Below are 19615 nucleotides of genomic sequence, written 5' to 3'. Positions count from 1 at the left end.
CGCGATCGTTGGCGGCATCGTGCGGTGCCGGCCAGCGGCCGGCAACCACGCATTCGCCGGCAGCATCGTGCGGAGCCGGCCAGCGGCCGGCACTACCCGAGGGCGCGGGTTGAGGGCGGCGAAAATGCAGAAAGGCCGCCCGGAGGCGGCCTTTCTGTTTGGAGCAGCCGAGCATGGCTCGGCTCTACCGTTGGAGCAGCCGAGCATGGCTCGGCTCTACCGCGCGGCGGGCGGCTTATTTCACCAGCTTGGCGATGGCAGCGCCCAGGTCGCCCGGCGAGCGGACGGTCACAACGCCAGCAGCTTCCATCGCGGCAAACTTGCCTTCGGCAGTGCCCTTGCCGCCCGATGCGATCGCACCGGCGTGGCCCATGCGCTTGCCGGCCGGAGCCGAGGCGCCGGCGATGAAGCCGACGACCGGCTTCTTCACGAACTGCTTGATGTACTCGGCGCCGGCTTCTTCAGCATCGCCGCCGATTTCGCCGACCATGATGATGCCCAGGGTCTGCGGATCTTCGTTGAACAGCTTCAGGCAGTCGACGAAGTTCAGGCCGTTGATCGGGTCACCACCGATGCCGATGCAGGTGGACTGGCCCAGGCCGACTTCGGTGGTCTGCTTGACCGCTTCATAGGTCAGGGTGCCCGAGCGCGACACGATGCCGATCTTGCCCGGCATGTGGATGTGGCCCGGCATGATGCCGATCTTGCACTCGCCCGGGGTGATCACGCCGGGGCAGTTCGGCCCGACCAGCACGGTGTCCGGATGCGAACGGGTCAGCACGTTCTTGACGCGCAGCATGTCCAGCACCGGGATGCCTTCGGTGATGCACACGATGACCTGGATGCCGGCAGCAGCCGCTTCCAGGATCGCGTCGGCCGCGTACGGCGGCGGCACGTAGATGACCGAGGCATTGGCACCGGTGGCCGACACGGCGTCGGCAACGGTGTTGAACACCGGCAGGTCGATGTGGGTGGTGCCGCCCTTGCCGGGGGTCACGCCGCCAACAACCTGGGTGCCGTACTCGATCATCTGAGTGGCGTGGAAGGTGCCCTGCTGGCCGGTGAAGCCCTGCACGATCACCTTGGTGTTCTTGTTGATCAAAACGGACATGTCTTGAAGTCCTTCGTAAATTATTTGGGCCGGCTTCGGAGGAGGAGCCATCGACCAGGTCGAGGTCCGTACCGCATGCCGCCAGAACCCCCGTCACGCCGCGTTGCGGCGTGCCAGCCCCCTTAAATCAAGGGGACACGTCAGGATGCTGCCGGCGATCCGATGCCGTGGAAAATTAGGCGGCGGCTTTGACAGCGTCGACGACCTTCTTGGCACCGTCGTTGATGTTGTCGGCCGGGATGATGGCCATGCCGCTGTCACGCAGCAGCTGCTTGCCTTCTTCCACGTTGGTGCCTTCCAGGCGCACCACGACCGGAACCTTGACGCCCACTTCCTTGACCGCGGCGATGATGCCTTCGGCGATCATGTCGCAGCGGACGATGCCGCCGAAGATGTTGACGAAGATGCCTTCGACCTTGTCCGAGGACAGGATCAGCTTGAACGCCTCGATGACGCGCTGCTTGTTCGCACCGCCGCCCACGTCCAGGAAGTTCGCCGGCTCGCCGCCGTTGAGCTTGATGACGTCCATGGTGGCCATGGCCAGGCCGGCGCCGTTGACCATGCAGCCGATGTTGCCGTCCATGGTGACGTAGTTGATGTCCAGCTCCGAAGCGGTCACTTCGGTTTCGTCTTCCTGGGTCTTGTCGCGCATGGCGACCAGGGCCTTCTGACGGAACGCGGCGTTGTCGTCGCTGTCGAACTTGCCGTCCAGCGCGTACAGGTTGCCGTCGTCCAGGATCGCCAGCGGGTTGATTTCAACCAGCGCCAGGTCCTTTTCGTTGAACAGGCGGTACAGGTTCACCATGATGTTGGCGAACTGGCCGGCCTGCTTGGCGGTGAGGCCCAGCTTGAAGCCGAAATCACGGCCGTGGTAACCCTGCACGCCTTCGACAAAGTCGACGTTGAGCGAGTGGATCAGCTCCGGGGTTTCAGCGGCGACCTGCTCGATCTCCACGCCGCCTTCGGACGAGGCGATGTAGGTGATGGTCTTGGTGCCACGGTCGACCAGTACCGACAGGTACAGTTCCTTGACGATCTCGCCGGCGGTGGTCACCAGCACCAGGTTCACCGGCAGCTCGACGCCGGCGGTCTGGTAGGTGGCCATCTTGGTGCCGAGCATCTTGGCCGCAGCGGCCTTCACATCGTCGGTGGTCTTGCAGAACTTGACGCCGCCAGCCTTGCCGCGGCCGCCCGCGTGGATCTGCGCCTTGACCATCCAGGGGCCCTGGCCCAGGGAATTGGCCGCTGCAACTGCTTCATCCGGGGTCGCCGCGACCTTGCCGGCCGGGACGGGAATGCCGTACTCGGCAAGCAGTTGTTTTGACTGGTATTCGTGGAAATTCATGCGTCACCGTGGGTATAGGAACGACCGCACGCATCTCCAAGGCTCCCTCACGGGGCGCCGGTAAGGACCGCGGCGGGCCCACTATTGTGGACGAGCCGGCGCGCAGGCGCAAAGACGCGCGTCGGCCGCCCCCCGGGGCGGCCGATTCCGGCGATTTTTCAGACAGTTGCGGCATCGGCCCTGCCCAGCCCCGGGCGACGGCCCTGCGGCAGTGCGCAACGGGGCCGGCCCTGGAAGGGGTACGTGCCATGGACGCGGGCGTCAATCAGCGCCACCGGCACCCCATGCACGGCCACACCCTCTACACTGGCCACATGCCTGAAGGGGAGTTCCGGCGTGTCACCCAGTGCTTCATTGATCGACCGCATCGAATCCATACCGAAGCGCGAGCTGTACTTTTTTGCCCTCTACCGCCTGCTGATTGCCGCCGTGATCGCGGCCCTGCTGTTCAGCCCGCTGAGCACGCTGGTCGGTGCTGCCGACCACCCGCGCCTGGCCGGCGTGGTCAGCGGCGCCTACCTGGCGCTGGCGCTGCTGATCCTGGTGATCGGCCGCAACGAGCGCTGGCTGCGCCCGATCGTGATCGGCAGCGTGATCGTGGACATCATCGCCGCCACCCTGCTGGCCCATGCCCTGCCCGGCGCCAGCGCCGGCCTGTCGATGTCCTTGCTGTTCAGCATCGCCGCCGCTGCCACGCTGCTGCCCTTGCCGCTGGGCATGGGCATTGCGCTGACCGCCAGCGCCGCCACCGCCGGCGAGTACCTGTGGAAGCTTCTGGAAGGCGGCGACCCCACCCGGACCCTGGCCGAGCTGGCGATGTTCGTCACCAGCTACCTGGCCCTGGCCTACGTCAGTTACCAGGTGGGCAACCGCGCACGCCGCAACCAGCAGCTGGCCAACCAGCGCGGCGACGAGGTCGCCAACCTGTTCGAAATCAACGAGCTGATCATCCGCCGCATGCGCACCGGCGTACTGGTGGTGGACGGGGCCAACCGCATCACCCTGGCCAACGAAGCCGCCTCGACCCTGATCGGCGACGCCGACGGCGACGGCGGCAGCGGCCGGCTGGAACTGGGCAGCGCCTCGCCCGACCTGAGCCGGCGCCTGCAGCGCTGGCGCAACGGCTGGAAAAATGAGGAAACCCCGCTGCAGCTCTCGCCCGACCAGCCGGAAGTGCAGCCGCGCTTCGCCCGCCTGCTGGCCGGCAGCGACCTGACCCTGGTGTTCCTGGACGATTCCACCGTGGTCTCCCGGCGCGCCGAATCGCTGACGTTGTCGGCGATGGGCCGCTTCTCGGCCAGCCTGGCCCATGAGATCCGCAACCCGCTGGCGGCGATCAACTACGCCGCCCAGCTGCTGGAGGAATCCACCGCCATCGGCGACACCGACCGGCGCCTGCTGCAGATCATCCACCAGCAGTGCCAGCGCACCAACGGCATCGTCGAAAGCGTGCTGGGCCTGGCCCGGCGCGAGCGCGCCAACCCGGAGAACCTGGACCTGGCCGCGTTCGTGCGCCGCTTCGTGCTGGAGTACAAGCAGGGCATCACCCTGGAGACGGACAGCATCGAGCCGATCATCACCGAAACCTCGGTGCACGCCCTGGTCGACCCGCGCCACCTGCATCAGATCCTCACCGTGCTGGTCCACAACGCCCTCAAGTACGGACGCGTCGGCCAGGAACCGGCACGGGTGCGGCTGCGCGTGGCGCGCCAGGAGCGCGCCGCCGTCATCGACGTGATGGACCGCGGCCCGGGCATCCCCGAAACGGTGGCCAGCCAGCTGTTCCGCCCGTTCTTCACCACCTCCGAGCACGGCACCGGGCTGGGCCTGTATATCGCCCGGGAGCTGTGCAAGGCCAACCAGGCCAACCTGGAATACGTATCGGTGCCGGCCGGTGGCGCGTGCTTCCGGCTGGTCCTGGCCGGCCCGCACACTCTGCTGCCGCAATGAACCGTTCACGGCAGGCACCGTCGCTGCGGGTCGCCACATGCGTCAAACATTTGTCGGATCCAACCGCCCTCGGCTATCTTCCCCCCATATGAACGAAACCCGCAGCGCCCTCGTCGTCGACGACGAACGTGACATCCGCGAACTGCTGGTACTGACCCTGGGCCGCATGGGCCTGCGTATCAGTACCGCAGCCAACCTCGCTGAAGCCCGCGAGCTGCTGGCCAGCAATCCCTACGACCTGTGCATCACCGACATGCGCCTGCCCGACGGCAACGGCATCGAGCTGGTCACCGAGATCGCCCAGCACTACCCGCGCACGCCGGTGGCGATGATCACCGCCTTCGGCAGCATGGACCTGGCCGTGGAAGCGCTGAAGGCCGGTGCCTTCGACTTCGTCAGCAAGCCGGTGGACATCTCGGTCCTCCGCGGGCTGGTCAAGCACGCCCTGGAACTCAACAACAGTGAACGCGTCGTGCCGGCCGCACTGGCCAGCGACCAGGCCGCGCGCCTGCTCGGCGAATCGCCGGCCATGGACGCCCTGCGCGGCACCATCGCCAAGGTCGCGCGCAGCCAGGCGCCGGTCTACATCCTCGGCGAGTCCGGCGTCGGCAAGGAGCTGGTGGCACGTACCATCCACGCACAGAGCGCCCGCGCCGCCGGCACCTTCGTACCGGTCAACTGCGGCGCGATCCCGTCCGAGCTGATGGAAAGCGAGTTCTTCGGCCACAAGAAGGGCAGCTTCAGCGGCGCCCACGTCGACAAGCCGGGCCTGTTCCAGGCCGCGCACGGCGGCACCCTGTTCCTGGATGAAGTGGCCGAACTGCCGCTGCAGATGCAGGTCAAGCTGCTGCGCGCCATCCAGGAAAAATCGATCCGCCCGGTCGGCTCGGCCACCGAGGTACCGGTGGATGTGCGCATCCTCTCGGCCACCCACAAGGACCTGGGCGAACTGGTCGAGGACGGGCGCTTCCGCCACGACCTCTACTACCGCATCAACGTGATCGAACTGCGCGTACCGCCGCTGCGCGAGCGCCGCAGCGACCTGCCGCAACTGGCCGCCTCGATCCTGGCGCGCCTGGCCCGCACCCATGAACGGCCCACGCCGCTGCTGGCGCCGTCCGCCCTGGATGCGCTGGCCCAATACCATTTCCCCGGCAACGTCCGCGAACTGGAGAACATCCTGGAGCGCGCCCTCGCGCTGGCCGAAACCGACAGCATCGGCGCCAGCGACCTGCGCCTGCCCCAGCACGGCGGCCTGCGCCCCGGCAGTAATGCCGCGGTGGAAGAAGCCGTGGTCGACCTGCCGGCCGGCAACGGTGCCCTGCCCTCCTACATCGAACAGATGGAGCGCACCGCGATCCAGAAGGCGCTGGAGGAGAACCGCTGGAACAAGACAAGGACGGCGGCGCAGTTGGGGATTACGTTCCGGGCGCTGCGGTACAAGTTGAAGAAGTTGGGGATGGATTGAGGTTCATGGGGGCTGATCCATTCCGCCACGCGCGACTGCCCCGATGGGTGCCGCGCCATCTGACCTCGCGCGATGACCCGCTACGCTGCTGCGCAATCTGACCTCGCGCAACAACCCGCTACGCTGCCGCGCTATCTGACCTCGCGCGACAACCCACTACGCTGCTGCGCCATCTGACGCCGCGCGACAACCGCGGTGGAGCCGCCCCATGGGTGGCTGCTCTTCGATCCGGACACCCCCAACTCACCGCGCGCGGCGGGCGCCGCGACAGCCAGACATGGCCTGGCGCTACCCTTTTGTCGGCGTTCCCCGCACATGAAAAGGCCCGCATCCGCGGGCCTTTTGCGTTCAACCGGACCAACTCGTCAATCCTTGGTGACGCGATTGATTTCAGCCAGGCTGGTCGTTCCCGCCGCCGCCTTCACCAGCGCCGACTGGCGCAGATCATTGACCCCGGCACGCTGCGCGGCCTCGGCAATCTGGATCGCATTGCCGCCGGCCAGCACGATCACCGAAATCTCCTCGCTCATCGGCATCACCTGGTAGATACCGGTACGGCCCTTGTAGCCCTCGGTGCACTCTTCGCAGCCGACCGCCTCGTACAGGGTGATGCCGGCATCGACCTGAGCCTGGGTGAAGCCTTCGGCCAGCAACGCGTTGGCCGGCAAGGTGATGGGCCGCTTGCAGTTGTTGCACAGCCGCCGCGCCAGGCGCTGGGCAATCACCAACGTCACCGAACTGGTGATGTTGAACGGGGCAATGCCCATGTTCATCAGACGCGCGATGGTCTGCGGCGCATCATTGGTATGCAGCGTGGACAGCACCATGTGGCCGGTCTGCGCGGCCTTGATCGCGATCTCGGCGGTTTCCAGGTCGCGGATTTCGCCGACCATGATGATGTCCGGATCCTGGCGCAGGAACGAGCGCAGTGCTGCGGCGAAGGTCATGCCGCGCTTGACGTTCTGCTGCACCTGGTTGACGCCGGGCAGGCGGATTTCCACCGGGTCTTCGGCCGTGGAGATGTTGCGCGTTTCATCGTTGAGGATGCCCAGTGCCGTATACAGCGACACCGTCTTGCCCGAACCGGTCGGGCCGGTCACCAGCACCATGCCGTAGGGCTTGTGGATAGCATCCAGGAACAGCTTCTGCTGCGCGGCCTCGTAACCCAGCTTGTCGATACCGAGCTTGGCTGCGCTGCCATCCAGGATACGCAGCACGATCTTTTCGCCGAACAGCGTTGGCAGCGTACTGACGCGGAAGTCGATCTGCCGGGTCTTGGATAGGTTGAGCTTGATGCGACCATCCTGCGGCACGCGCTTTTCGGCGATGTCCAACTGCGACATCACCTTCAGGCGCGCGGCGATGCGCTGGTTGAGCTTGACCGGGGCCTTGGCCACGTTCTTGAGCAGGCCGTCGATGCGGAACCGCACGCGGTAGTCGTCTTCATACGGCTCGAAATGGATGTCCGACGCGCCCTTGCGGATCGCGTCGATCAACACCTTGTTGACGAACTTCACCACGGGCGTGTCATCGCCCTTGGCATCCACGCCGGAGTCGGTCGAACCACCTTCCTCGTCGCCGGCCGACACATCCAGGTCGCCCATGCCGTCATCGTCGCCGCCCAGGCTGCCACCGAGCGTGTCGTGCTTGGACTGCCACTGCTCCAGGGTGCGCTTGATCTGGTCCTCATCGACCAGGATCGGCTCCACCACCAGGTTGGTGTGGAACTTGATCTCATCCAGCGAATGGGTCGGGTCGCTGGTACCGATGAACAGCTTGCCGCCGCGCTTGAACAGCGGCAGCACGCGGTGCTTGCGCAGCAGTTCTTCGCTGACCAGGCTGATGGCGCTCTGGCTGCTGTCGAACACCGAGACATCCAGTAACGGCATGCCGAACTCGAGTGCGTTGGCGGCTGCCAGCTGGGCGGCAGTGACGAGCTTTTTTTCGGCAAACCACTGAGGCAGCGGCTGCTTGGCCGCGCCGGCCTTGGCCATGGCGTCGCGGGCACCAGCTTCGTCCAGGGCGCCGTCCTGGACCAAGCGCCGGGCGATGCCGGTAATACCGACTAGATTGGCAGTGGCAACGGCGTTCATTTTTGGCACCAAGGGAAATTACTGGAGAATCGAGCCGACCCAAACAGCCCGCCACCTAGCACCGTGACTGGCTTCCTACGTGGATCTGCATTCCGAAGGAACATGCTTGTTGTCGCCCGCCGTTCTGACACATCGCCAGCGGATGACTTCATTGGGATTGTAGCTGGGCTGCAGCAGAAGAGTCACGGAACCCGCCTTTTCCGTCGTCTCGACCGTAATCACGCCACTACCGGAGCAATTCATGGACAACACGTTCCGCGTCGCAGTCGTCTGCTCGTGAACGCCAGAGCAAGCGGTGGCGTCAAGTACGTTGATGTTGTTCACGTTCTCGGTCACTGTCACCTTCGCCGAGGAAGCGAGCAGGAGTGCCTCCGAGACTCTCGCCCTGATGACGTAATCCTGGTAGGCCGGCAACGCGACCGCAGCAAGTATTKCGATGATCGCCACCACGATCATCAACTCAATCAGCGTAAACCCCGTCTCCGTTCTCACGCATGCCTCCCCATTCGGCATTGAATCTGTTCTACCAGCACGCATATTTCGTGCCAGATAAAAAAGAACCCCGCCAAGGCGGGGTTCCTTCTCGCTAGCTTTCGCTACGAATTACGAACGGCATTCAGCCGGGTAGTACTTGGCTTCGCTGCCGCTGCCAACGCAACGCCAGGTGGTGCCAACAGCGCCCGTCTGAGCGGTCGGGGTGTAGGTCAGAATCGTGCCCTTGCCCTTGTCAGCGGTCATGGTCACTTCCAGGGCACCGGTGCCTTCGTCGCACTTCATCGATTCGACATTCGGGTTACCAGCCGGGATAGCGGTATCAACGCCCAGGCAGGCATTGGCCGGAAGCGCGCCACCGTTGTTGGCGATGTTCTCAGCCACGGTAACCTTGGCGCCGGCAGCGATGACAGCTGCTTCGGAAACGCGGGCACGGACGGTGTAGTCCTGGTAGGCCGGCAGCGCGATGGCGGCCAGGATGGCGATGATCGCGACGACGATCATCAGTTCGATGAGGGTAAAGCCCTGCTGCTTCTTCATGAGTACATCCCCTAGAGGTAGGTGGTGATTGGACACTGGGACGAGGCCTGACCGGCATACCGGTTGAGCAAGGCGGACGCCCGTGCGGGTGGATCAAAGCAGGATGCGTGCCAACTGCTCAGCAATGCTCCCCAGCATTCCCCGGCGCAATGATGGCAGCAATCTTCAGGATTGGAACCCCCCGCACAGAAAACTGCGACCGATCAGACAATGTGACGTGTTGCGTCACCTTCTGACCGCCCCTGTCCGGGAGCAGAGTCGAGATTTAGACAGCCCCGGGGATGCCACCCACGGCCGGAACCGGCTACCATGCGCCGAGATAGCCCGCCTGGGGATGGTGTGGCTGGGGAGCCCTGTATGTCTGTTAGCCGTAGTGCAATCAAGAAACAGCCCGTGGCGCGAAGCACCATGGAGCTACAGCCGTTTGTCTGGGAGGGGACCGACAAGCGTGGCGTGAAGATGAAGGGCGAACAGCCTGCCAAAAATGCAAACCTGCTGMGTGCCGAACTTCGCCGCCAAGGCATCATGCCCAGTGTGGTCAAGCCGAAGCCAAAGCCGCTATTCGGTTCAGCTGGTAAGGCAGTTGGCGCCAAGGACATCTCATTCTTCAGTCGCCAGATGGCGACCATGATGAAGTCGGGCGTTCCCATCGTCAGCGCACTCGAGATCATTGGCAGCGGCCACAAAAACCCGCGGATGAAAAAGCTGGTCGATACCATCCGCACCGATATCGAGGGCGGGTCCTCGCTGCATGAGGCCATCAGCCGCCATCCCGTGCAATTCGACGAGCTGTACCGCAATCTGGTTCGCGCAGGTGAAGGCGCCGGTGTGCTGGAGACAGTGCTCGATACCGTCGCCACTTACAAAGAGAACATTGAAGCTCTCAAGGGCAAGATCAAGAAGGCCCTGTTTTATCCCGCAATGGTGGTGGTCGTGGCGCTGGTTGTCAGCGCAATTTTGCTGATGTTCGTGGTTCCGCAATTCGAGGAAGTATTCAAGGGGTTCGGCGCGGAATTGCCGGCCTTCACCCAGCTGATCGTTGCCGCATCTCGATTCATGCTCTCTTACTGGTGGCTAATGCTCCTGATTGTGGGCGGCTCTATCGCTGGGTTCATCTACGCCTACAAGCGATCCCCGTCGATGCAACACACCATGGATCGCCTGATCCTGAAGGTGCCTGTCATCGGCCAGATCATGAACAACAGCGCCATCGCCCGCTTCGCCCGCACTACCGCCGTGACGTTCAAGGCTGGTGTGCCGCTGGTCGAAGCTCTGGGCATTGTTGCTGGTGCCACCGGTAACAAGGTGTATGAAGAGGCAGTGCTGCGCATGCGTGATGACGTGTCGGTCGGTTACCCAGTCAACATGGCTATGAAACAGGTCAACTTGTTCCCGCACATGGTGGTGCAGATGACCGCCATCGGCGAAGAAGCCGGCGCCTTGGACACCATGCTGTTCAAGGTGGCCGAGTACTACGAGCAGGAGGTCAACAACGCCGTTGATGCCCTCAGCAGCCTGCTGGAGCCGATGATCATGGTGTTCATTGGTACCATCGTCGGCGGCATGGTCATCGGCATGTACCTGCCCATCTTCAAACTCGGCGCCGTCGTCGGCTAAGGTAACAATGGCATTTCTCGACCAGCATCCCGGTCTCGGCTATCCCGCCGCGGCCGGTCTGGGACTGCTCCTGGGCAGCTTCCTCAACGTAGTCATCCTGCGTCTGCCCAAGCGGCTGGACTGGCAGTGGAAGCGCGACGCCCGCGAAGTGCTCGAAGAGCCGGACATCTACGAGCCGCCGCCGCCGGGGATCGTGGTGGAGCCGTCGCACTGCCCGCACTGCAAGCACAAGTTGGCCTGGTTCGAGAACATCCCGCTGTTCAGTTGGCTGGTCCTGCGCGGCAAGTGCCGGCATTGCCACGCCCCGATCTCCATCCAGTACCCACTGGTGGAGCTGGTCACCGCCCTGCTGGTGCTGGCCAGCGTCTGGCAGTTCGGCTTCGGTTGGCAGGGCTTCGGCGCGATCGTGCTGAGCTGCTTCCTGGTCGCCCTGTCCGGGATCGATCTGCGGACCCAATTGCTTCCGGACCAGTTGACCCTGCCACTGATGTGGTTGGGCCTGATCGCGGCCAGCGACAACCTGTACATGCCCGCCAAACCCGCCCTGCTGGGCGCGCTGGCCGGCTATCTGTCGCTCTGGTCGGTGTGGTGGCTGTTCAAGCAGATCACCGGCAAGGAGGGCATGGGGCATGGCGATTTCAAATTGCTGGCCGCGCTCGGCGCCTGGTGCGGGCTGAAAGGCATCCTGCCGATCATCCTGCTGTCCTCGATCGTGGGCGCGATCATCGGCTCGGTCTGGCTGTATTCGCGCGGTCGCGATCGTGCCACCCCTATCCCGTTCGGACCTTATCTGGCGGTTGCGGGCTGGATCGTGTTCATGTGGGGCGAGCAGTTGATCAACGCCTATATGGGCTTTGCCGGCCTACGCTGAGGGCCGGCCGATGTCTCATTACATCATCGGCTTGACCGGCGGTATCGCCGCCGGCAAAAGCGAGCTGAGTCGCCGCTTCGAAGATTTGGGCATTACCGTGGCGGACGCCGACGTCGCAGCACGCGCCGTGGTTGCCCCCGGCAGCGACGGCCTAGAGCGTATCGCGGCGCACTTCGGCGATAGCATCCTGCTGACCGATGGAAACCTGGACCGGGCCACCCTGCGCGAGCGCATCTTCGCCTCCGCGCAGGACCGTCAGGCACTGGAAGCGATCACCCACCCGGCCATCCGCCAACTGCTACGTGACACCTGCAAGCAGGCCGACGGCCCGTATGCGGTTGCCGCCATCCCGCTGCTGACCGAAGCCGGCGGCCGCCAACAGTACCCGTGGCTGGACCGCATCCTGGTGATCGATGTGCCCGTGGCCGTGCAGCACGCACGCCTGCTGCAGCGCGATGGCATCACCGCCGAACTGGCCGACCGGATGATCGCCGCCCAGGCCGGCCGCGAGGCGCGCCTGGCGCTGGCCGATGACGTGGTGGTCAATGACGGGCAGCCGGAGCATCTGCAGGCCAAGGTGGAGGCGCTGGATCAGCTGTACCGGGTGCTGGCCGCCAAAACGGTTGCCGACCACCGGTAGAGCCACCCCATGGGTGGCTGCCTTTGGGTATGCCKACACACCGCACAGCCACCCATGGGGTGGCTCTACCGGACGTGGCGATTACACCGCCGGCGAGCGGATGCGACGATCAAACCGCCGGCGAGAACGTCAACGTCGCCACCACACCCCGATCCACGCCCGGGCGCACACTGACCTGCCAGCCGTACAGATCGCATAGGCGGCTGACGATCGACAAGCCGATCCCGCCACCCTGCGAGTGCCCGGCATGGGTACCGCGGTAACCGCGCTGGAACAGCTTGGCCGCATCCTCCGCGCTCAACCCCGGGCCGCTGTCGATCACGTCCACGTGGTTGCCGGTGACGACCACGCGCACCGAGCCTTCCTGCGAGTACTTCACCGCATTGCCGATCAGGTTGCCCAGGGCCACCGACAGCGCGGATTCGGGCGCGTCGATGACCAGCTCGCGGTCGCCCTCCAGCACCAGCTCCAGCGGCTTGCCGCCAAGCTGGGCGCGGTGCGCATCAAGCAATTGCTCTGCCACCCGCGCCACGTTGCTGTTGCCCTGCCCGCGCTCGTTGCGCGAGAGCAGCAGCAGGGAGCCGATCAGATCGGTGCATTGCTGTTCGGCACGCTGGATGCGCTGCAGCCGCTGCAGCACCTTTTCATCCAGGCCGGGGCGCGCCAGCAACAGCTCGGTCGCGCCGCGAATGACCGCCAGCGGCGTACGCAGCTCGTGGCTGACGTCGGCGTTGAACTCACGGTCGCGCTGGACCACTTCGGTCAATCGCGAGGAATAGTCGTCGAGCGCCTGGGCCAGCTGGCCCACCTCGTCGTCGGGAAAGCGCGGGGCCAGTGGCTCCGGCTCGCTGGTGCCACCCCGGTAAGCCCGCAGACGCGCCGCAAGATCGGACACGGGCTTCATCACCTTGGAGGCCGACCACCAGCCCAATACCAGCGACAGCAGGCTGAACACCAGCACCGACACCAGCAAGGCGCGCTTGAGCTGCGCCTCGCCGCGGATGCTTTCGGTCATGTCGTAAGCGAGGAAGAACCAGGCTTCCGGCGTCTTGCGCACGGCCAGTTTGTAGGAGAACGCATTGCCGCGTTCATCCACCCCGCCCAGGCTGTGGATGCCATCGCGGAAGTCATACCAGTCCGGCTCTTCAGTACGCAGGGCGTCGAACTTGTCCGGGCGGACGATCCGTGCGCGCATCTGCTGCACCGGCAGGTCGGGGTTGCGCGAGGGATCGGCGGAGTAGCGATGCGCGTACTCGTCGATATTGCGGTTCATCACGTCTTCGACCAACTGGTTTTCCACGCGCGCACGCGCCCAGTTGGTGGCAAAGGCGAACAGTGCCGTCAGGCAGAAGCCCAACAGCACGAACGAGACGATGATGCGGCTGCGCAGCCGGCGCCGATATGGCGCGCGGCGACGCTCCCCCTTCCCCGTCACCGGATCAGGCTTCCGGCGCGGCGATGCGGTATCCGATGCCATGGCGGGTCTGGATCAACGGCACCTCGAACGGCTTGTCCACCACTGCGCGCAGGCCGTGGATGTGCACGCGCAGCGAGTCCGAATCGGGCAACTCTTCACCCCAGACGCGGGTTTCCAGTTCCTGGCGGGTCACCACTGCCGGCGCGGCTTCCATCAGGGCCTGCAGGATTTTCAGCGCCGTCGGGTTGAGCTGCAGCAGCTTGCCCTGGCGACGCACTTCAAGCGTATCCAGGTTGTATTCCAGATCACCGGTTTCCAGCACGCGGGTCTGCACGCCCTTGCCGCGACGCGACAGCGCGTTCAACCGCACCTCCACTTCCTGCAGCGCGAACGGCTTGATCAGGTAATCGTCGGCGCCGGAGTCGAACCCGGCCAGCTTGTTGTCCAGCGAATCGCGTGCGGTGAGCATCAGCACCGGGGTCTGCTTGCGCGCTTCATTGCGCAGCTTGCGGCAGACTTCGATGCCGTCCATGCCGGGCAGGTTGAGATCCAGAACGATCGCATCGAATTCGTGCACCACGGCAAGGTGCAAGCCAGTCACGCCGTCGGCGGCGAAGTCCACGGTATGCCCGCGGTCTTCAAGGTAATCGCCCAGATTGGCGGCGATGTCGCTGTTGTCTTCAATTACAAGAATTCGCACTGTGACCTCTGGTTGGCAGGTGATCCTTTCGGATCAGGAGCATCGGATCGCGCGGACGACCCTGTTACAGCCGGTAGCCCCGTTCCTCGCACCTTGGGGAAGATACACATCCCATTGTTAACATTAGACAGTGGATGTCGCTCATTCCGCGTCAAAAGCCACCTTCTCCCCTCAGGGCACCTGCCTGGCGACATCCCGCCTCGCCCGGAAAGGGAGGCGGGACCCGGCATCAATTGCTGGAGGCGTTCGGGGATCGACGATTGTTGAGGTAGTCCTTGCCATCCTCGCGCGCCTTGCGGCGCTGCGCCACGGTCATGCATACACTCTCATGGAAATTGCTGCCGGTGGCCTTTTCGCGGCGGCAGACCAGGCGGCTGTCTTCCTTCGCACGGGTCAGGATGGTGTTGACCGTCGACTGGTCGTTGAGCAGCTGGGTACGGGCGACCGGGCTCAGTTCCTTTGCGGACTCATGGCCCTGCAAGGCCGACTTGATGCGGTCCAACGCGGCCTGGACCTGGCTGCGGTCCTCCGGCGTGATCTCGCTGTAGGTCTCACTCCGCAGCGCGCCCTCCACCTTCTGGATCTGCTCGCTGATCGGGACCTCGACGTTGAGCGAGACCTCGTGGTCCTTGCCCTGCGACATTTTCGCCTCGCTGACGCCGGCGACGGTGAACAACAACATCGTGCAGACCAAACGGTACATACGCAGTGCTCCATCCATGAACGAGCGCCAAATGTAACCAGCCTGCGGGCGGCGGACAAGTGAGATTTATCACCCTCCCGGGACAGGTGACCGATCGAGAAAAAGGCCCAGGCGGAACCCGCCTGGGCCTGAAAGTGTTTCCCGATTACCGATCCTGCTGAGGAGGGCAGAGCTGCGGTTCGATGAAGCCTACGCCGGGGCCGATTAAAGCCTCGTTAAAACCGCAGAAACTTTCCGAAAAATCTCAAGCCTTTGAATTAACAGGCTTTTTCATCGACGCAACGTGCTCAATGATCCGCCCTGCCAAGTCCGCCTGACAGATCGCCTCAATGCCCTCCAGACCCGGCGTGGAGTTCACCTCCAGCACCAGCGGGCCACGGCTGGAGCGGATCAGGTCGACCCCGGCCACGCTCAGGCCCAGCGCTTTGGCCGAGCGCACCGCCACCAGTTGCTCGGCCCGGCTGGCTTTGGCGGCCCGGGCGCTGCCACCGGCATGCAGGTTGGAGCGAAAGTCGCCGTCCGGAGCCTGGCGCTGCATCGCCCCCACCACCTGGTCGCCAACGACCAGACAACGCAAGTCGGCGCCTTGCGCCTCGCCGATGAACTCCTGCATCAGGAAGTTGGCGTACAGGCCGCGCAGGGCTTCGACGATACCCCGGGAGGCACTGGCCTTTTCGGTCAGGATCACGCCACGCCCCTGGGTGCCCTCATTGAGCTTCACCACGTGCGGCGGCGGTCCCAGCATCGACAGCAGGTCGACCGTGTCGTCGGGGTTGTCGCCGAACACCGTCACCGGCATGTCGATGCCCTTGGAGGCCAGGATCTGGTGCGCGCGCAGCTTGTCGCGGGCGCGCAGGATCGCATCGGAGGGATTGGGCGTTCGCGCGCCCATCATTTCAAACTGGCGCAGCACGGCCGTGCCATACCGCGTCACCGAGGCACCGATACGCGGGATCACCGCATCAACGCCGGTGATCGGACGGCCCTTGTAATGCATGGTGAAACCATCGGCGGCGATGCGCATGTAGCAGCGCAGTGGATCGAGCACGCGCACGGTGTGGCCGCGCGCGCGCGCGGCTTCTACCAGCCGGCGCGTGGAGTACAGCTTGCTGTTGCGGGACAGGATGGCGAGTTTCATCGCGGTGGGCGCACGGGGCCGGAAAACGCGAAGCATAGCCTGCGCCGGGTACGCTGCGATGAGGATCGCGCGACGCGCAGCGCAGCGGTGGTTTGAGGCGCACAGGTCACGCTGCCAGCGCCGCAGGCGAGTACCGCCACCCGGATGCCGGAGCCCGCCGCGCGGTGTATTGATCACTGCCTGGGCGCAACGATGTTTCGCTGCACCGGGTGAACCGATACCCTCGACGCCCGGCCAACGACGGCCGCACCGCGACATCACCGCGACCTCCGCAAAGGCATGCCCATGAAATCCGGACCGCTCGCTGTCGTGGCCCTGCTGAGTGTTCTCCTGTCGGGCACGCCCCGTGCCGCGCCCGTGCAGTTCACCGACTACGGCGATTTCTATCGATCGTTGGGTGGCAACCTGTTCCAGGGACCGGGAACCGCACTGGGTATGCCCTGCACGGAATCGCCGCGACACTGCCTGTGGTCCACCTCGATGATCGGGGCGCTGCAGCGTCATGAAGATGCGCTGTGGACCGTACCAGGCAGCCTGGCGGAGACGCCAACGGATGGGCTTCCCGACGTTGTCTTCGATGGCAAGGCGTTGTCTGTGGGCGCGGGGCGCTGGCCACTGAGCAGCGCCATCGACCTCGCACCGCGGGAATGGCGTACCGGCTCGTCCATTCGCCCGGAAAACCTGGAGGASGTCATGGCGTGGCATCACGGTACCTCCGTGTGCCTGGACATGCGCTACGTCAGCAGTGGCAAGGGCGATCGGTACACCACCGTGCTGTTGCTGCACGGGGAGCGCCTGTACATCCTGCCTCCCCTGTTTGGCACGTGTGCTGCCATTCGTACCGCGCCGGAGCACCGTTTCAGCTATCCGAGCAATACCTATGTGGGGCCCGGGAGGGAAGACAGCCCGCGCGGCTTGCAGGTGGACTACCTGCTGCCAGATGGCAAGACGCGCATTGCGCGCTATCTGTTGCGTTTTCCCGATCAGGAGGATCCGTTTGCCTTCGAGGTCATCGGCGAATAAGGCGCCGCCCGTGGCAGCAACCCGCTCAGAAGCATCCTGTGCATCGTCGGGCACGGCTATCGGGCAAGCGACGCGCGTTGCTGTCGATTCCAGCGGGTACGGTATGAAGCGGAATGAGATAGCAGGCGCCTGATCGGCGCAATCGCGGCGGGGTCCGGCGGCTTCGGAGCGCTGCATTCCTGTCCATGTGTCGGGAACATGGAGCGGGTGAAGGGATGATACCCGACCCTACGCTAAGTCATTGTCTCGCCTCAAATTACGTTGAAGAAGCGGGACAAGAAACGATACCTCAAACGATACCTGATGCTAGCAGCGGCCCGAACTCTGAATCAAGCAAGAGAACTCCCAAGCCAAATGCCCAGGAAGGAAGCATCAATCGGAGCACGAGGGTCAAAGCCAAGATCGAATGTTTCCAGGTCAGCTGCGGTCTTGGCGTTTTTTGGACAGCGGCACCGTCCCGCCTTGGACCATTGGAAGACGGTTGCAGCAGCGCTCAAAACTGCCCAGGATTGGCCATCCCAGTGCCTTTTCGGGGCATGTCACAATCACTTTTTCAACACGGATCTAGCCATGGGACCGAGGAAGCTTTTTGTTATTGGCAACGGCTTTGACCTCCACCACCGCATCCCATCGAGCTACGCCCAATTTCGAGACTTTGTTCAGGCCCAAGATCGTGGTGTCTTTGATGCAGTGGAGCGATATCTCCACCCAAGCGGTGACTGGGCAGACATGGAGGCGGCCTTGGCCGAAATGGACCCAGACGAGATCATTGAGGACCTCAGCCACTTCATGGGTTCGTATGGTGCTGATGATTGGAGCGACTCGGGACACCACGACTTCCAGTATGAGGTTGACCTCCTGGTCGAGCGCATGAGCACGGAACTCCGGCGCCTGTTTGGCCTTTGGATCAGACAGTTGCAAATTCCGACCCAACTTCCAATCCACCAAACCGTCCAGGTGCTGGATCCGACTGGCGCGTTTTTGTCGTTCAACTATACGGAAACTCTGTCCCTTGCCTATGGCATCCCGCGCGAGCAGATCCTTTACATCCACGGTTGCGCAGATCAAGTCGACCAAGAGCTGATCCTTGGACACGGTTGGAAGCCGGAAGATCGACACCCTCTAAATGACCGACCCGATGTGGCCGAGCTGGACACGCGTCTGACCGAGGCCAATGACATCTTGGACTGCTACTTCTCCAAGACCTTTAAGCCGTCTGACAAGCTAATCCAAGCACATGCCGGATTCTTCGAGTGGATTTCATCGGCCCAAGAAGTCTATGTGCTTGGCCACTCATTGTCCGATGTCGACGCGCCCTACTTCGAAGCAATGCTTCGAAATCCCTCGGTGCGCCAGGCAAACGTTCACCTGGCGATCCATAAGCCTGAGGAGGAGCCAGACCTCGTGAGTCAGCTAATTGACTTTGGCTTTCCCGCCAGCAACATCCGAACTTACAGCTGGGCGGAGCTCTGCTTGTCGCGCACGCTTCTCTCGACAATCAAAAATTAAAGAAGCCACCCAAAGGTGGCTTAGAAATTCAAAGGCGCGAGCGCACCCACTCCCAGACGGTCTCATTGAGCCATCCGGAATACTGGCCGTCATTAAGCTTGCTGACAAAAAGACGATCATTCCCATCAAGCCTTTGCCGAAGGTCGTCGCTGAGCTGCCGGGCCGTCCCTGAGCTTTGCACCCAACGCACGCTTTCCAATCCGCCATCTTGCGCGTTGGGATACCGCTCCAAGTGCTGAATGAACTGACGGCGCGCAGCGTCATAGTTGCTGCGTTCCCTGTTCAGGTTCCAGGTCACAACGTATACGGCCATAACATTTCCTCCGAAATCGACTACTGGGGTTTTTAGGAGCAGCAGTCGCTGATCGCTCATACCTGCTGCTCAGGAAGGGGCGGYAGCTGGACTACCGCCCCTCTTGCTCAGGCGTGTTGCTTCAACACCCAGGTCACGGCCTTCCCATCGTAGGGCGGCATGCGGTTGCCCTTAGCAATGGGCGCCGTGGTGGAGTAGCCCGAGGGCTGCCACACACCACTCTCAGGGCAGGTTTCGCCAGTCTTGGCGGTCGTTCCGATAGGCTTACGGGTGCTCATAAGGCTCTCTCCTGCCAAGCCAGTCAGAAGATTTCCGACTACAAGGACTTGACGGAATCGACAATACGCCCCTCTTGTCGACTTCGTCAAGTATGATTTGTCGCCCACCACAACTTAGGATTGCCCGATGTCCGATCTCTTCCCAKCCCGTTTGAGAGAGGCCAGGGACAGGCGAGGTCTGACGCAAGCAGATCTGGGCAAGGAAGCGAGTCTGCCGTCCACGACCATCTCCCACTTTGAAAGTGGATCGAGGAAGCCCTCGTTTGATAACTTGCGTCGTCTGACCAAAGTTCTGGGCGTGAGCACTGACTACCTGATGGGGCTCGTTGACAGCCCAGATGACATGGCAGCCGCTTCGAGGATTGCTCGGCATTTGGGACAGGCCACGGAAGACGACATCAAGATGC

19 protein-coding genes are annotated in these 19615 nt (G+C 63.5%); 9 read left to right on the top strand and 10 right to left on the bottom strand.

The features are described from left to right. Positions 1-235 precede the first annotated feature (235 nt). Both sucD and sucC read right to left on the bottom strand, forming a co-directional pair. Entirely contained in the window at positions 236-1111 is an 876-nt protein-coding gene (sucD, locus tag AC1DR7_RS17270) for a succinate--CoA ligase subunit alpha (protein WP_256775510.1), read from the bottom strand. Positions 1112-1286: 175 nt separating this feature from the next. Next, positions 1287-2456: an ADP-forming succinate--CoA ligase subunit beta gene (gene sucC / locus AC1DR7_RS17265; RefSeq protein ID WP_256775511.1), complete on the bottom strand. Its 1170-nt coding sequence runs from the start codon at positions 2454-2456 to the stop codon at positions 1287-1289. A gap of 336 nt (positions 2457-2792) precedes the next feature. Between sucC and AC1DR7_RS17260 the strand changes: the two genes are divergently transcribed. Beyond that, positions 2793-4406, top strand: coding sequence for an ATP-binding protein (locus tag AC1DR7_RS17260; protein ID WP_256775512.1), 1614 nt, complete (start codon positions 2793-2795; stop codon positions 4404-4406). Between the two features lie 88 nt (positions 4407-4494). Then, on the top strand, positions 4495-5874 hold the full coding sequence (locus tag AC1DR7_RS17255) for a sigma-54-dependent transcriptional regulator (protein WP_457319571.1): 1380 nt from the start codon (positions 4495-4497) through the stop codon (positions 5872-5874). Between the two features lie 365 nt (positions 5875-6239). Here the strand turns inward: AC1DR7_RS17255 and pilB are convergent, their stop codons facing one another. From pilB to AC1DR7_RS17240, 3 genes are all read right to left on the bottom strand, one after another. Then, the gene (gene pilB / locus AC1DR7_RS17250) at positions 6240-7967 is read right to left on the bottom strand and encodes a type IV-A pilus assembly ATPase PilB (protein WP_457319570.1); all 1728 of its coding nucleotides are present in this window, start codon (positions 7965-7967) and stop codon (positions 6240-6242) included. A 75-nt stretch (positions 7968-8042) separates the two neighbouring features. Further along, positions 8043-8459, bottom strand: a complete 417-nt coding sequence (locus AC1DR7_RS17245; protein WP_478076576.1) for a pilin — start codon at positions 8457-8459, stop codon at positions 8043-8045. Positions 8460-8570: 111 nt separating this feature from the next. Further along, positions 8571-8999, bottom strand: a complete 429-nt coding sequence (locus AC1DR7_RS17240) for a pilin (protein ID WP_457319568.1) — start codon at positions 8997-8999, stop codon at positions 8571-8573. Positions 9000-9356: 357 nt separating this feature from the next. Here AC1DR7_RS17240 and AC1DR7_RS17235 point away from each other — a divergent pair, with 357 nt between their 5' ends. The 3 genes from AC1DR7_RS17235 to coaE are packed head-to-tail and all read left to right on the top strand — an operon-like array spanning position 9357 to position 12127. Next, complete coding sequence (locus AC1DR7_RS17235; protein ID WP_478076575.1) at positions 9357-10616, top strand: type II secretion system F family protein; 1260 nt, start codon at positions 9357-9359, stop codon at positions 10614-10616. Positions 10617-10623: 7 nt separating this feature from the next. Further along, positions 10624-11487, top strand: a complete 864-nt coding sequence (locus AC1DR7_RS17230) for a prepilin peptidase (RefSeq protein WP_478052340.1) — start codon at positions 10624-10626, stop codon at positions 11485-11487. Between the two features lie 10 nt (positions 11488-11497). Beyond that, on the top strand, positions 11498-12127 hold the full coding sequence (gene coaE / locus AC1DR7_RS17225; RefSeq protein ID WP_478052339.1) for a dephospho-CoA kinase: 630 nt from the start codon (positions 11498-11500) through the stop codon (positions 12125-12127). 109 nt (positions 12128-12236) lie between these two features. On the opposite strand, the gene AC1DR7_RS17220 is transcribed toward coaE, so the two are convergent. The 4 genes from AC1DR7_RS17220 to rimK all read right to left on the bottom strand — a co-directional run bounded on the left by AC1DR7_RS17220 (position 12237) and on the right by rimK (position 16085). Continuing rightward, entirely contained in the window at positions 12237-13604 is a 1368-nt protein-coding gene (locus AC1DR7_RS17220) for a sensor histidine kinase (protein WP_256775519.1), read from the bottom strand. Continuing rightward, positions 13567-14244 (bottom strand): response regulator transcription factor, encoded by a 678-nt coding sequence (locus tag AC1DR7_RS17215; protein ID WP_017356179.1) that lies wholly within the window; start codon positions 14242-14244, stop codon positions 13567-13569. Before AC1DR7_RS17215 ends, AC1DR7_RS17220 begins: the two co-directional genes overlap by 38 nt. A gap of 229 nt (positions 14245-14473) precedes the next feature. Next, on the bottom strand, positions 14474-14947 hold the full coding sequence (locus tag AC1DR7_RS17210; RefSeq protein ID WP_256775520.1) for a hypothetical protein: 474 nt from the start codon (positions 14945-14947) through the stop codon (positions 14474-14476). 244 nt (positions 14948-15191) lie between these two features. After that, a complete protein-coding gene (rimK, locus tag AC1DR7_RS17205) occupies positions 15192-16085 on the bottom strand; it encodes a 30S ribosomal protein S6--L-glutamate ligase (RefSeq protein WP_256775521.1) in 894 nt (297 codons plus the stop codon). Between the two features lie 285 nt (positions 16086-16370). Between rimK and AC1DR7_RS17200 the strand changes: the two genes are divergently transcribed. Together AC1DR7_RS17200 and AC1DR7_RS17195 are read left to right on the top strand one after the other, a co-directional pair. Beyond that, a complete protein-coding gene (locus AC1DR7_RS17200) occupies positions 16371-17108 on the top strand; it encodes a hypothetical protein (protein ID WP_478076574.1) in 738 nt (245 codons plus the stop codon). A gap of 570 nt (positions 17109-17678) precedes the next feature. Beyond that, the gene (locus tag AC1DR7_RS17195) at positions 17679-18617 is read left to right on the top strand and encodes a bacteriophage abortive infection AbiH family protein (protein ID WP_478051794.1); all 939 of its coding nucleotides are present in this window, start codon (positions 17679-17681) and stop codon (positions 18615-18617) included. Between the two features lie 28 nt (positions 18618-18645). Here AC1DR7_RS17195 and AC1DR7_RS17190 read toward each other — a convergent pair whose 3' ends face one another. Continuing rightward, complete coding sequence (locus tag AC1DR7_RS17190) at positions 18646-18990, bottom strand: hypothetical protein (protein WP_478051793.1); 345 nt, start codon at positions 18988-18990, stop codon at positions 18646-18648. Here AC1DR7_RS17190 and AC1DR7_RS17185 point away from each other — a divergent pair. Next, positions 18979-19083: a hypothetical protein gene (locus AC1DR7_RS17185; RefSeq protein ID WP_457322275.1), complete on the top strand. Its 105-nt coding sequence runs from the start codon at positions 18979-18981 to the stop codon at positions 19081-19083. The two genes, AC1DR7_RS17190 and AC1DR7_RS17185, sit on opposite strands and share 12 nt — an antisense overlap. A 252-nt stretch (positions 19084-19335) precedes the next feature. Beyond that, the coding region (locus AC1DR7_RS17180) for a helix-turn-helix domain-containing protein (RefSeq protein WP_478076573.1) at positions 19336-19615 on the top strand (280 nt) is incomplete at its 3' end.

Source organism: Stenotrophomonas sp. P5_A9, from assembly GCF_056400525.1.
The sequence above is the reverse complement of the archived record's forward strand: the minus strand, read 5'-3'. Positions and strand labels throughout refer to the sequence as shown.